This is a genomic window from Desemzia incerta, assembly GCF_900115825.1.
Taxonomy (GTDB): Bacteria; Bacillota; Bacilli; order Lactobacillales; family Carnobacteriaceae; genus Desemzia; species Desemzia incerta.
This window is the reverse complement of the sequence record NZ_FOXW01000001.1, coordinates 1-13964: the sequence shown is the minus strand read 5'-3', so window position 1 is coordinate 13964 and position 13964 is coordinate 1. Positions and strand designations below refer to the sequence as shown.

Annotated in this window: 9 protein-coding genes and 6 tRNA genes; all 15 read right to left on the bottom strand. The window is 38.7% G+C overall.

Features of this window, described 5'->3' with window-relative positions:
- Positions 1-17: 17 nt before the first annotated feature.
- The 15 genes from BM137_RS00075 to BM137_RS00005 all read right to left on the bottom strand — a co-directional run bounded on the left by BM137_RS00075 (position 18) and on the right by BM137_RS00005 (position 13963).
- Positions 18-1445, bottom strand: coding sequence for a T7SS effector LXG polymorphic toxin (locus BM137_RS00075; protein WP_092478952.1), 1428 nt, complete (start codon positions 1443-1445; stop codon positions 18-20).
- Positions 1446-1456: 11 nt separating this feature from the next.
- Positions 1457-1756 carry a TIGR04197 family type VII secretion effector gene (locus BM137_RS00070; RefSeq protein WP_092478950.1) on the bottom strand — a complete coding sequence of 100 codons (300 nt, stop codon included), beginning with the start codon at positions 1754-1756 and terminating at the stop codon, positions 1457-1459.
- Positions 1749-2894 (bottom strand): hypothetical protein, encoded by a 1146-nt coding sequence (locus BM137_RS00065; RefSeq protein WP_092478948.1) that lies wholly within the window; start codon positions 2892-2894, stop codon positions 1749-1751. Before BM137_RS00065 ends, BM137_RS00070 begins: the two co-directional genes overlap by 8 nt.
- 1 nt (position 2895) lies before the next feature.
- On the bottom strand, positions 2896-7452 hold the full coding sequence (gene essC / locus BM137_RS00060) for a type VII secretion protein EssC (RefSeq protein WP_092478946.1): 4557 nt from the start codon (positions 7450-7452) through the stop codon (positions 2896-2898).
- A gap of 37 nt (positions 7453-7489) precedes the next feature.
- The gene (gene essB / locus BM137_RS00055) at positions 7490-8695 is read right to left on the bottom strand and encodes a type VII secretion protein EssB (protein ID WP_092478944.1); all 1206 of its coding nucleotides are present in this window, start codon (positions 8693-8695) and stop codon (positions 7490-7492) included.
- 10 nt (positions 8696-8705) lie between these two features.
- Entirely contained in the window at positions 8706-8948 is a 243-nt protein-coding gene (locus BM137_RS00050) for an EsaB/YukD family protein (protein WP_092478942.1), read from the bottom strand.
- The gene (locus tag BM137_RS00045; protein WP_092478940.1) at positions 8938-9432 is read right to left on the bottom strand and encodes a hypothetical protein; all 495 of its coding nucleotides are present in this window, start codon (positions 9430-9432) and stop codon (positions 8938-8940) included. Before BM137_RS00045 ends, BM137_RS00050 begins: the two co-directional genes overlap by 11 nt.
- A gap of 2 nt (positions 9433-9434) precedes the next feature.
- Positions 9435-12734 (bottom strand): type VII secretion protein EsaA, encoded by a 3300-nt coding sequence (esaA, locus tag BM137_RS00040; RefSeq protein WP_143084221.1) that lies wholly within the window; start codon positions 12732-12734, stop codon positions 9435-9437.
- Between the two features lie 112 nt (positions 12735-12846).
- Positions 12847-13137 carry a WXG100 family type VII secretion target gene (locus BM137_RS00035; RefSeq protein WP_092478936.1) on the bottom strand — a complete coding sequence of 97 codons (291 nt, stop codon included), beginning with the start codon at positions 13135-13137 and terminating at the stop codon, positions 12847-12849.
- 289 nt (positions 13138-13426) lie between these two features.
- Positions 13427-13511, bottom strand: a tRNA-Leu gene (locus tag BM137_RS00030).
- 37 nt (positions 13512-13548) lie between these two features.
- Positions 13549-13619 (bottom strand) — tRNA-Cys (locus BM137_RS00025).
- A 16-nt stretch (positions 13620-13635) separates the two neighbouring features.
- Positions 13636-13707: transfer RNA gene (locus BM137_RS00020), tRNA-Gln, on the bottom strand.
- Positions 13708-13714: 7 nt separating this feature from the next.
- Positions 13715-13787 (bottom strand) — tRNA-His (locus tag BM137_RS00015).
- A 17-nt stretch (positions 13788-13804) separates the two neighbouring features.
- Positions 13805-13885: transfer RNA gene (locus BM137_RS00010), tRNA-Tyr, on the bottom strand.
- Between the two features lie 5 nt (positions 13886-13890).
- A tRNA-Phe gene (locus BM137_RS00005) sits at positions 13891-13963 on the bottom strand.
- Position 13964: the final 1 nt, after the last annotated feature.

The following is a 13964-nucleotide window of genomic DNA, read 5'->3' as shown; positions in this document are numbered from 1 at the left end:
TTTAAATCTATTTGGTTTTACCAAGGAAAATCGAATGTAAATGTAGGAACACTGACGTTCAATCTTAGTCCTAGTCCCAACTTTCCTCCGATTTCTAAAGAAGTCGTATTTAAATTTAACGGTCCGAATTCTGCTACATTCTGTGTCTCTATATAAGCCGTTGCTTCCGATGCTAAACCAATACTAGCTTCGGCATTCACTCCAAACAGCGACAGATTTTCTTTTACAGATTGACCATTTCGAGTTTCTCCGTCTACTTCGATATCAAAGAATGACACTCCTGCACTGGCAGATAAATCTGCTGCTGTAGCATTTCCTCTAAGTCCAACGGCATAATTATTTACATCTTCAAACTGAGCAGCTGCCCCGCCTTCAACGGTCAGCACTTCTGCACCAGCTGATGCTTCAGCATTGATTAAGTCATTGCCTAATCGAGCATCCCCTTGAGCATACAACAGACCTGCTTCACCTTCGACGTTGAATCCTTTATTATCTGATGTCAATGATCCGAACTCTGACGTTCCATTCGCATAAACACCTCTTCCTGCTACATTCGCTTCAGCTACTTCGCCTAATCGAGCATTTGCGGTCCCTTCTACTGTTACAAATTCTCCAGAAGCCGTCAAAACACCGCCATCCATTTGGGTTTGGTATGAACGTCCAAGTTGTTGATGTCCTGCTGATAAGTATGTATCAGAAGCTAGTCCAGCTGCCCATTGACCTTCGGCTGCTGCTTGAGAGTCTGCAGTGAAGAAGAAAGGATCTTCAGTCAATTTCTCATCTAAAGCTGTTGTAGGTTCCGCTTGATACCAAGCTTCATCAGTCAATTGACTTACTTTATCTAATGCTAATCCTCCTTGGCTGTCGTAATAATTTTCAGCAATATTCTGGATACTTGTATTCAGAGTTTGGATACGTTCATAAATCGTTTCAGCTCGTGCTAGTGCTGTTTGATCCGTGTCAGCTAAGTCATAAGCGGTATCGGTCAAAAAGACTAAAACAGCTTGAAAATCCGTGTCTAAAGCATTGCTTTGGATATCGGTTACCGGGATGTATTCGGCGGCCTCATTATTTAATGACTCCACCCGATTCGTGATTGTGGAAACACTTCTTTGCCTCGCAGATACTTGTTCCTCAGCAGCTTCCAGATCATCAGTAGCAACTTTTCCATTCTCATTGCTTTCAAATCCCAAGTAAATACCTTTAATATCCGTGATAGCCGTTTTGATTTCAGTCAGTATGTTCATGAACATGTTGATATGATGGATAGTTGACAACCGAATGTATTGCTTATAACTATCTGCTGCTGCTCCTCTAAAACTAGCAGTTTCAGTTAACACATAAGCACTTTTATATTGAGCATAAAATAATTCTTCTAAAGCAGAGGCTTGATCGGTTGCCTGTTTTGTCAAATTTTCAATTTCTTCATTGTTTAATAAAGCCATAGTGCACCTCCCTATGAATCACTCGAACTAAAGATCCTGTCTCCCATGGTCATTCCTGCCAATTCACGATCTAAGTTCATCCAGTCAGCACGGATATATTCTAAATTTTGAATGTCGTTCTCAGATAAGTTCTTAAAATTCGTTAGAGCTTGGTTCATTTGCTCTAACGCATCAATGTATTTATTGACGGCGGTTAAATCTAAATGGCCTTTTTCTGTTGCGTAAGGAGAGCTGTCTATTGCCCCATTAGCTTCTTTAAAGCTCGTGATCTCTTCTTGAAGTTGTTCTGGTTCAATCAATATTTCAGACATAATTCACCTTCGCTCCTTGTTCCAACACCATATGACATTCGGAAATGGCTTTATAGTGTTGTTTCATGATTTTTTTGATAAATTCAGGTTGATACGTTTTTATCGTTACATAATATTTGATCAAATCGATACCATTGACATATAAACTTAAAAACAATTGATTGAATTGATAAGGTTTTTCAACTAATAGATATTCCACTTCTTCTTGAATCGACAGACAAGCTTCTTTGACCGTCCCTTGAGTGAGAGACAAGGATAATTGATTTTTATACTCAAGCAACGGATGCTCTTGGTACTGAATGCTGGCATCAAAATTATCAATACTCACAGCAAAATCTCGTTTAAATAAGCAGTGTCCGATCAATTGCAACAAAGCGAATTGGTCGTGGACGGGAACAACTTGCGGATCAAAATCGAAGTGCATTGCTCCAACAGAATACAATTCTTTATCTACAGCGATCAAATGCTGATCTTCCATAGGCTGCATTCCAGCCACATGCGGAGAAGGAACGATAACTTCCCCAGGCTTTTGCGTTTCTTTCAGCTGATGAAAAAAGTCTGCTTCTGTTATTTTATCGGTGTTCCCATTTATCAATAAAACGGTATTAGGGAAATTCACAAACAGTTCCATAAAGTGTTTAATATCTGCTAATTCAATAGCTTGAATGTCTCTTGTCAAATGATGAAAGTGAAAATCTTTTCGTTTATCTGAAAATTCTATCATTTTTGTATAAGCTCGAAAAGCAATATCTTTGTAATTTTGTTTAAAGTTCATTTCGCAATTGATTTTGGCCTCGGCAAATACTTCTTCGTCCATCTCGTGACCATAAACTAATTCCATTACTTGGTGGATATCCCGATCAAAAGCTGAAGCAGTCGTTAGAAAAGTCAGTACAGAAGCATTCGTCGTCGTATTGACACGAAGCGTTTTTCCTAATTGCTTCATGGCTGCTAATCGCATGTATTCCATGAAAACATTGGCACTAGCTTGGTTCACTTTTATTCGTCTTGTCGGATCCGTCAAAGAGACGTACTCCTTATAAGCGAATCCTGCATGAAGCCCGATAGATACATAAAGTTTATTGTCCATATACCTATGTTGATTGATCTCTATTTTTAATCCGTTTACTTGGTTCATCTTACCCCTCCGAAATCTTTACTGGGAATTTGACTTTATGATAGTGTCCTTCTTGATACAAGTAAGCCTCATCTTGTTCCAACGGTTTTTCACGAGCAATTCGAACTCCTGGCGGATAAATGCTTTGTTCTGAAAAGGCCATCGTGATCACAGCATTTTTGGTAGCTTTTAATTTCTTCGCTATATCACTGTAATCTCGATTAAAAGTACTGTACTCAGCTCCAAATACAATAGTGATCCCCAGCTTGTGCTCCAATTCAGCTAGTTGATCGATTTTACGCTTCGCTGCTGTTTCTAATCGATCATATATCGCCGTCAAATCATTGATGAGCAACATGACAGGGGTAAAATCAGCGTAAAAATGGTCCATATTTTGTCCTGAAGCTTGTCTGAATTGATTGAAGTACATTTCTTCTCGTTCACCAATGATCTCTAACACATGATCCAATACATATTCTATTTCTTGATCAGCTGTTGCATAAGCTTGGACACTATCTCGATGTGCGTAAAGCGGCATGCTGGATTGGTCAATAATGTACGTTTGTTGTTCAGCTGATTTTGAGATGTGCAGCAATGAACTCAAACTTTCTGTCAATTTAGCTCTTCCAGCTCCTAAATAAATAACTTTTCCATTACGTTCAAAACCAACTGGCAGAGCAGTTCCGCGATCAAGTCCGATGACCATTGTTTCTTTCTGCGCCAAAGTCTCTACTACGATTGGGTTGGAGACAAAGTCATTCACAAACAACTCATCTGGGACCATTGGAATCGGAGTCGGCAACTTCCCTTTCCAGGATTGTTTCATCTGGTCTATTTCTTGCTGCATGACTTGGATCAACTCCATACTGCTTTCAGCTTTAACTGGTAATGCGATTTGGATCAACTCTGGTTTTTCTACGCGTACCAATCCGCGTCCTGGTAAATCGTCAATGCTGAGAGTTGTTCTTCCAACAACCATTCTTGCTTCATCATCAGCGTTTTGTTTCAGAACAAATTGCTGTTTGATATTTCCAGACAGATTCATCCTCAGATTAGCTTGTCTTCCGGCTGTCATTACCAAATGGATACCAAGTCCTGCTCCTTCTCTAGCCACTTGTATCAAATGACTTTCAAATTCTGCCTCGATCGCAAAACCTTTGATTCCCTCATAGCTGTCTACAGCGATCACAATAGAAGGGATCGTTTTTCCACTGACTTGTTCATACAAAGCTATATTAGCTACTGCATAACGGCTCAATAGTTTCTTACGTTCTCTCATTTCCTGGCTGATTCGAGTCATATATTTTTTCAATTTTTCGTGTTCATCTGCAGTAAATATATCGGCTACATGCGGCAAGTTTTTTAGCGGAAGCAAGCCATTTGTCCCGAAATCTAATAAATACATTTCTGCTTGTTCAGGATTTTGAGAGCGTGCCAAGTCCATCAATACAGTCTGTAAGAAAGTCGACTTCCCATAACCTGGGCTGGCATACAACAGCACATGACCATCTTTTGTCAGATCCAACTGCAGGATCTGCTGTTCTTGAACGTCCGGCAAGTCAATCATTCCAACAACTGGGGTCAGAGGTGATTTTGGATCAGACCATCCTTCTTTAAAGTCTGCCTGGTGCAAGTCACTGATATAAATACGCTCTTCCAACGGCGGAAGCCACGGTTTGGCAATTGGTTTGATTTGAGCTTTGAATACTTCTTTTTGTATTCCCTCGATGACAGCATCCAACTCGGTTGGAACTTGTTTGACTTCTTCTACAGCATCCAGACCGCTAAGATCTTCATTCAAGATCTCATACTGCCCCAGATCATTGACGAAATAGATTGTGTGGTCTTCGATGTGCTGTGTTTCTTTATTAGGCAGGTAATCTGCTCCGCTCCAAGCACTTTGGAACAGTTCATAGATTTCATTATTGCCTACTTGCATGTATCCGCGTCCGACTTGAGTGATTTCAGACGCGTCTGGTGTCCGCAGCATTTCCATAGAATCTGATCGGTCAGCCACTTTCAACGCGATCTTAAAGCGTGAGTTGCTCCAGATTTGATCGTCTACAACGCCCGTCGGCTTTTGAGTTGCTAAGATCAAATGGATACCTAGTGAGCGTCCAATTCGAGCTGTCGAAACTAGTTCTTTCATAAATTCCGGCTGCTCGGATTTCAATTCCGCAAACTCGTCACTAATCAAAAACAAGTGCGGCATAGGTTCTTTTGCATCTCCATTTTTCACCAGTTTTTGATACTGGTTGATGTGATTGACGTTATTTGCTGAAAATAATCGCTGTCGTCTCTTCAATTCTGCTTTGATAGAAGCCAGCGCTCGTAAGCTTTGGTTGCCATCCAAATTGGTGATCGTTCCTAACAAGTGTGGCAACCTGCTAAATAGGTTGGCCATTCCACCGCCTTTGTAATCGATCAATAGAAAAGCCACATCATGCGGATGAAAATTGACCGCTAAGCTTAAGATATAACTTTGAATCAGTTCTGATTTCCCAGAACCTGTTGTACCGGCAATCAATCCATGAGGTCCATGAGCTTTTTCATGCAGATTCAACTGAACAGGATCATTAGCAGCTCGTAATCCAATAGGCACAGCTAATGTTTTATGAGGAGAATGTTCTTTCCACCGTTTGACAACATTCAACTCTTCCACATCACTGACTTGATACATTTCTAAAAATGTTACGGTATCAGGCACCCCATTTTTGATGCTTTGCAAATGCTTCAGCGGTGCCAACGCGCGAGGAATTCTCTCTTTATCAAATTCTGTTGGAAAGTGATCCAATTGATAAACAGTGTTTTTAAGCTCCCCATTCTCCATCAATAACACACCCGTCGTACGATCTCGAATATCGATAACCGTTTGGACGTTTTCTGATAACGAGCTCAATACATCTTGAACGAAAAGAATACTGCAGCCTAGTTGCAATGGATCTTGATCAAAAAATTCCATAATCATATGATCTAAGATCAACTTTTCATCGGTTACCAACACAACATAATGAGGAGTGAAGGCAGCTGAATCTTCGGCTTTTTTGTTTTCTCCTAATGCATTTTTTCGTTCTTTTAAGATTTGGTACAAGCTGTTCAATACTTGATCGCGACTGCGCTGATTGTACACAAAACCTCTGACATTGATATTGCTTAATTTGGCATGCGGCAACCAGCGCATCCAATTCCATTCTTCCTTTTCTTCTTCAGGAAAAACTGTAATGAATTGAACTTCATGGTAACTATGGAAAAAAGCTAACTGATTGACCAGTAACTGCAACTGCTCAATGACCAGCTTTCTAGGTCCGATATATCCCACAGGTGCATCAATTAAGTTAACGGTTATCGGCATATCATTCAACGATTGGTACTGTTCAAACAACTCATACCCTTGAACTTCCAATTCGTCCAGCTTCTTTTCTCTTTCTTTGTTCGAGTAGGTCAAATCCACTGAATTAGATACTTTTCCTAATCCTAATCGGTAATGCAAAAAATCAAAATGCAACGGTGTTTTTTCATAAATGCGATGATTTAATTTTACAGCCGCTTCTTGCAACTCTCCGATCGAAGGATAGTGATAATGTTGTCCGTTCTCTTGATTTTTTTTGTCCTGATACAAGTCTTTTGCTTTTTCTTTCAAATAATGCTGATAAGTCTTTTCTCTTTCTTCTATTGCTTTTTGATAATTTTTTCGTTGAGTGAAGTACCGTTGAATAGAGAACACAGCCGTTAGAAAAGACATCGCCAATGTAATCATAATATACAGCCCTCTTGGTTGGAAAATACTAATGACTACAAGCAACGTTACCATCACCAAAGGAGGCAATATGATTTTCAGCAGCTGTTCAGTCGGTTTCTTCGGCATTTGAGGAGGTGCTTTTACCTCTACTTTTTTGTCAGGATTGCGATAAATGATTCGCGGCGAACGATGATACTCTGGATAATCCTCTGGGAAAGCATACCGAGAAAACGTAACGTCTTGCAGGCGTACAAATTCTGAAGGCAGTCCCCAGACTTTCAATTCTTCCTTCATCACTTTCAGTGTAACACTTTGAATCGTTATCTCATCGCCAAATTGAATTCTTCCTGTTTTAGAAGTGATCAGACGGTTATTGAGGTAGAAGTCTCCTTCAATCGTTTCGTAAATCCAATCCTCATCTGCAGACTTTTTTAATAAGAATTGTGAACCTTCAGTTGGAATACGAAGGTCCGCATTTGCTTTGGTTCCTACCAGCAGCACAGCTTTTGTTGTCATGTCATATATTTTTTCTTCCGCTTGTTCCCCTACCCAGACAGCTACGTTTTCTTTTGCTGTAGGAATAGTTGTCCATTGATTTAATGAATTGTCTTTTTTCCCTTTTTCATGTTGGATTGTGTATGTATTGCCTTTTACATGTACTGCACAATCCTGTAATTCAGGAAAGGATTCAATCAATGCTGCAAACTTTGGTTCATTCAAAGAGAATGACTCGTCTTCTTGATTATTCAGCGTCAGATCAAACTGATAGCGATCCGCTAAACAGTGGATAATGAGGCTTATTTTTTGAATAGTCTTCGTTTGATATCGGAGTTGTTCCACCTAGTGCACCTTCCTTACTGAATGCTCTGACTTTCTATCAGTTTGCTTCCGTCTCTTCTTCAAGAATAGCATTTCTTTCTTCATTGTATTCTTCGTATTGGTTCTCGTATTGACTCAATTGCTGCTCTCGTTCTTCGCCTGATAACTCAGGATTATTAATGATTTGTTCTCTGATCTGAGCGATACCGTACAAAATCAGATCGTAGTCCCCGATCTTTTTAGCCAAATCAATCGCTTCTTCGTAATTTCCTTGACCAATATGAACCCAATAATCTAAATAATTTACATCAGATTTTAAGCTGACATTATTTAAAATTACTTGTTTTTGCTCTTCATTAAAGCTTTGACCGTGGACCACTGAATAAGCCATCATGTACTTTTGCGTAGCTGGCAAGTCTTCCGGTTTAATAGCGTTTAACGTGGAGATAACTTCTGTGTAGTTGTTTTGTACAAAATGAGAGTCTGCTTCTAATAATCTATTTTGAAAAGGACTGCGAATAAATACAAAGTAACTCAATGCTGCTAGAGAAACCACTACAGCCCCTCCAAACCATAAGGCCAATTGTCGAGACCATTTATATTTCTTTTTATCTACTTTTTGATACTTTTCTTCTTCTTCTGCTGCCTTTTGGACATACAGTGGTTTGATGTAAAGAGCCAGTTCTTCCATGGAACCAGCACTCTTAATATGATTGATAAAGTCATTTCCCGTAACAGTCTCCAAATTGCCGGCATACAAGTCTTCAAATCGATACTCTGTTGAGAATAAACTGATCAAATAACATTTCACATTTCGGAGTAGAAATTCTTGATTCATCTCCATTGGCGGCATCTGTTCTTTGATTCCTCGATAAGCAACAGCAGGAATCAAATTGTAATCAAAATAAACATTTTCTGGGTGCAGGAAGAACGTATACGGGAATTGAGTCAAATCACTAAAAGACAACACATTTACTGCGGCTTTCAGTTTTTCTACCGTACCTAGATCCTGCATTTCTTTCGCAGTATAACCTGGTCGCTGAATCGCATAATTAAAAATCAATTTATCTTCTGTAACTTCATAATTGGCTGGTAAAAAGTGGGCTTCAGGAACCTTTAAAACCGCTAAATGATCTTCATGCTTTAAATGTGCGGCTGATTTTTTGATACTGACTGTCCACTGTGTGTCGTTCTTTTCGTACTCATACTCTACGTGATCAAAAACTATTTTTACTGGCTGCGGAATATGTTCAATTGAGTCCATAGTTTTCTCCTTAAATAATTTCTATAATATCTCCATCTGTTACTGGATAGTGATATAAAAGCTGATTTTCTGCCAAGATCAATCCTTTAGATGAAACCTTGATTTGTTTCATCCCTTCGTTCTCTTCCAAATGAAAGATAGAACGCAATTGGTTCACTAAAGTTGCGGCAGTGATATAAATAGGAATACGCAAATCAACGTGATTTCCATTTTTCAACACTAACGTAACATTAATATGATCATTATCTCTCATAGTTATCCCTCTTATACAATTGATAGGAAGCTAAAATAGAAGCCCCAAATACTACTATTAAAATGATTGTGAACCACGTATTTTCTAATAAGCTGACTGAGCCAAGCGCATGCGTTTCTTGCTGCAGCGCTGACTCTCCAGTATGTTTTGTATTTATAGGAGCAGTAAACAAGCTTTTTTTCTTAAAAGTCTCGTGTGTAGTCTCTTTGATCCCGTTAGTAAAAAGATTGTTGACCTCCTCATTCTTTTTTACTTGCTCTTGTGCAGTATACGTTTCTATCCATTCAATATCTTTTGATTGAAACAAATCGCTGACATCTGGTGAAGTAGACTGTCCTTTTAAATCCCCTTCTAAACGGTCTACTTGAATCGAGACACCATTCGTAGAATCAGAGCTTTCTTCTGCTGCAGCACTTTCAGGGATCACTAAAACCAATATTCCCATTGACAATAAAAACAGCAGAAACAGTCTATTATTTCTCATACCTATGCCACCTCTTGTTTAGCAGGTTTCTTTCCAACCACCAGTAGAATTCCACTGACAATAATAGCTAAAACTACCAGTAGCAGAATCATTTCGACACTAGATTGCCCTTGGAGCAACGCTCTCATGGTTTTTTCTCCCAGCATCAGTGGGTTGACTGTTCGGATAACATCCGCGAAACCAGTTAGATTTGCTGCAGTTCCAATTGATTCTGTTACAAAAACATAACTGATCAAGAAGAACATACTGATGCCTAATCCCATGTTTTTGAATAGTTTGATTAAACCATAATTGATTACACTGAAGACCACACTTAAAAGAACAACCGCCCCAGTCCATTTCAGAGTATTTTCAAATGGCACTCCTAGGACCGCACCACTAATCATCCCTTCAATCAAACCTAATACAATGCTGATCCCAAGAATAATGAATAACGGATAACCTTTCATTTTCAATGCTGCATTAGACTCGTCAAAATCGTCTTTCTTCAAGAAAACAACATTATTCGTTGCCACTAAATATCCTGCAAATAAAGAAATGCCATAAATCATCAATACCCAAGTAAATGGATTGACTTTTTCTGCAGCTTTAATGGAACCTTTAAACTCTTTTTCAACAGGATTAGCGATAAAGTCCATAACAGTCTCGTTCAATACGCCATTTTGGTGAGCATTGCTCAATACGTCAACAAAATCACCCGCAAACTGATTGTTTTCTCTTACTTGTTCTTGGAATTGGTTCATTAAACTGCTGGCGTCAGTTGTTAATTTTCCACTGCTCAGCTCTAGTACTTCAACATCTTCATCGAACGATTGGAACACATCTTTTACAGAGGTTGCTATTTCTACCGTACTTTCAGAATCTGTTTTTAAATTCCCGCTTGTTTGCAAAATTTGGCCGAGGTTCGTATAAATGTCTCCAGCTGTAGTAGAGTTCAATTGTTGATTTTCACCCGTATCTGTTCCTAAAGCTGTTACAGTTTGAATTTGTTCTTGCCAGCTGGATAACAATTGCAGCTGACTATTGATTTGTTCAGCATTGTTTTGTGCAGTTGTTCTGATGGTTGTCATTTTTTCCGCTAATATGGGCAGTTGCTGCGTCAAATCAACCATCGTAGAACGCACATCTATCTGTTGCTTGGCTAACTGATTATAGCCCGTTATGTTAGCTGTTAACGTGTTTGTAATGACTTCAGTCAGGTAGTCTTTCACATCACGATCTAAAAAGTTTCCTACTATTTTTGAATACTCATCAAATACTGGGGGATTTATTCCAGTTTCTGTCATTCCTAGTTGTGCGAATACATCTTTGTATAATTGGACAACTTTCCCAATGATGTTTGCATAACTGTTTAACGCATCTTGGTATTCTACTCCTGAATAATAATCCACTTCTTCGTAAAATACATAATGGATTTTTGCTTGTTTTTCTTCCGTTTCAGTGTCAGATTCAGTAGAATCTTTTTCTGTTTCTAAAGGAGGTATACTGCTTTCGTCGTCTTTCATATCCCCCTCAAAGGTATCTCCTAGGACAGAGTCTACTTTTTCTTGGTCCTTTTCTGGTTGGTCTGTTTCTGGATTCTGTTGTCTTGGCATCACTTCAACTGTAATCCGTTCTTTTGTAAACTGGTCCTCAGATAAATGTTCAATACTATATGTTCCACTAATAGTAATTTGAGGTTCCGGGTCTACTAACTTAAAAGAAGTTCCAGTAATTTTTTCTCCATTCACTGACCATGTGCCCGCGATTCCTTCAGGAAATATAATTTTTACCTCAGCGTCATTTTGTATTTTCTCATCTGTATTGTCTATATCGAACTGAAATGTTTTTGGCACTTCTTTATTGATGAATGGTACTAGATCTTCATAAGCCTTAGTAACTTCTTCGGCTAAAGCCGTGGCTTCTCCATTTTGTATTACGTCATTTTTTTCTAAAAGCTCCTTCAACTGATTTTCTTGTTTTTCTATAAATTCAATTAACTGCTTAATGTCATTATCGTTTTGATCTAACATCAACTGTTCTCTAGGCAGTTCATCAGCTGTTAGATAAGGTAGCTTCGCTATTTGTTGCAATACTTTTTTCTTATGTTGCCCTTCCTTTTCAGCTATTTTCTGCAAGAAAGAGTTGGTCTCCCCTTTGTTATCTTTTCTTTCTTCATGACTCTGTAAAAACGTTCTTAAGCTAATGTCTGATTCTTTACCATAAACCTCAGTCAATTGCTCTTCAACAAAAGAATTCACTGTCTCTAATTGCTTATTCAACAACTCTTCTTGTTGGGCTACTTTTGTATTCATTTCATTCATGTAACTCTCTAAACGAGCATATTCACTCGCATAAGTATCTCCACCGATAGCTGCCGTTCTGACGGGACCTGTTGGACGTTGGAATTGAGATAACAGAACTTCATTTGAAGCTTGAATACTGTTAAACAGGTCTTCTGTTTCTTGATTCAATAAAGCTGCATCCATACTAAGAATGTTCTCCATGAAGGTTTCATAAGAAATAATGTCATTATTCAGTTTTGATATGTATTCCATTAATTGAGAATCGTATTCCAATAATGACTGACTATATTCAGCAAATCCTGCTGTATTTTCAGCAAGAGTATCTGTTAATCGCTCATTGCTTTCAAGGGAAACGCTTGTATGATCTTTTATTGTTGGAATAGCATTTTCAAAATTTAAAGCCGTTCCATAAACTTGATCTTCATAAGACCCCATGTTAGTATTGTTGCCATCGACTACTTCTTGCACATTATTTTGAGCCTGAGAGAGATTAACTAGAATAGTTGCTACATATACGTCAACTAACTGTTGATTCAATCCATTTACGATTTCATTCCCAACACGAGTGGCTTCTGTCTCCAATTCATTGTTTCCATTAGCATTTACTCGGTATTCTATTGCTACTTTTTCTGGATTTGTTTCATTCATATCCAATACTTTTGCAGAAAAGTTATTGGGAATGATCAACATTAATTGGTACAATCCCTCGTTCAGCCCTGACTCTGCACTGCCTCTACTCACTACATACCAATCATATTCTTCATTCTTTTCAATTTGCTTGATATAATTGGCTCCTAAAGTATAATCTGCACCTTTTACTACCGTTCCTTCATCTTCATTTACAATAGCTATAGCCATTTTACTTTTGACGTCTACAGCTTTTTCAGTCCCCGCCTCTTTTACTTCTTTACCAGCTTGTTCCGCTGTCAGGACTTGGTTGCTTAACACAAATAATAAACCTGCAAATACAATAATTGCTGCTCCAATTTTTAACCAAAGCCTTCTTTTCTTTTTCATCTCCAACCTTCACCTCTCCAAATTAAACTCCTATTGAAAAAATACATAAAAAAAGAAAGGGAATTCTCATCCCTTCCCTATGGTTCGATTTTTAATCAACTAACTTTGAATATTAAAATCCGATTTGTCCAGCAATATCTTGATCTGTTTGCTCAATCGTATCTGCTACTGAGTTTAATTGAGTATTAATGTCTTGTAATAATTGTGAGAATTCTTGGATTTTAGGTTTCAATTCACTGAATTGATTGTCAAAGCTTTCAAAAGCTGATCCTTCCCAATTTTCACGAATAGCTTCTTGTTCAGAAGTTAAGATTGCTAAAACGTTATCAATATCAGAAGAACCGTTTGTATATTTTACTGCTGAAGTTCTCAACTCTTCTGGTGTTAATTTAATTTGTGCCATGCTTTATTCCTCCAATATATGTAATTTATACCTAGAACAAATTTACCAAACTTCTTCTATACAATGCAACTAATAACTTAAAGTTTTGACACATTTTTTTCACAAAATAGTCTCTAATCCTTAAATAGAATAATAGCAGTAAAATAACTTTAGAAAGTAGGTCTGACAGACTTTAAACAAGCGACCTATTTTAGGAAGACTTATTTAATTTTAGGTAAAAAAAATACGTACTTCAAACTGAACAAGTTGTTAGTTTGAAGTACGTATTAAAGTCTATCGTTGTGTTTAATACCGGCGGCCGGAATCGAACCGGCACGCCCTCAACGGGCACTGGATTTTGAGTCCAGCGCGTCTACCAATTCCGCCACGCCGGCATGTGTTTTGCCTACAAATTTTATCACTTATAAAACAAGGCGGTAACCGGATTTGAACCGGTGATGAAGGTTTTGCAGACCTCTGCCTTACCACTTGGCTATACCGCCAAAATATATTAAAAAACTGGGCTAGCTGGATTCGAACCAGCGCATGAGGGAGTCAAAGTCCCTTGCCTTACCGCTTGGCTATAGCCCATTAAAGGGGCGACTGATGGGGATCGAACCCACGAATGCCGGCGCCACAAGCCGGTGTGTTAACCACTTCACCACAATCGCCATAATAAAATAAAAAATGGAGGGGGGCAGATTCGAACTGCCGAACCCGAAGGAGCGGATTTACAGTCCGCCGCGTTTAGCCACTTCGCTACCCCTCCAACAATGGCTCGGGACGGAATCGAACCGCCGACACCTTGAGCTTCAATCAAGTGCTCTACCAACTGAGCTACCGAGCCA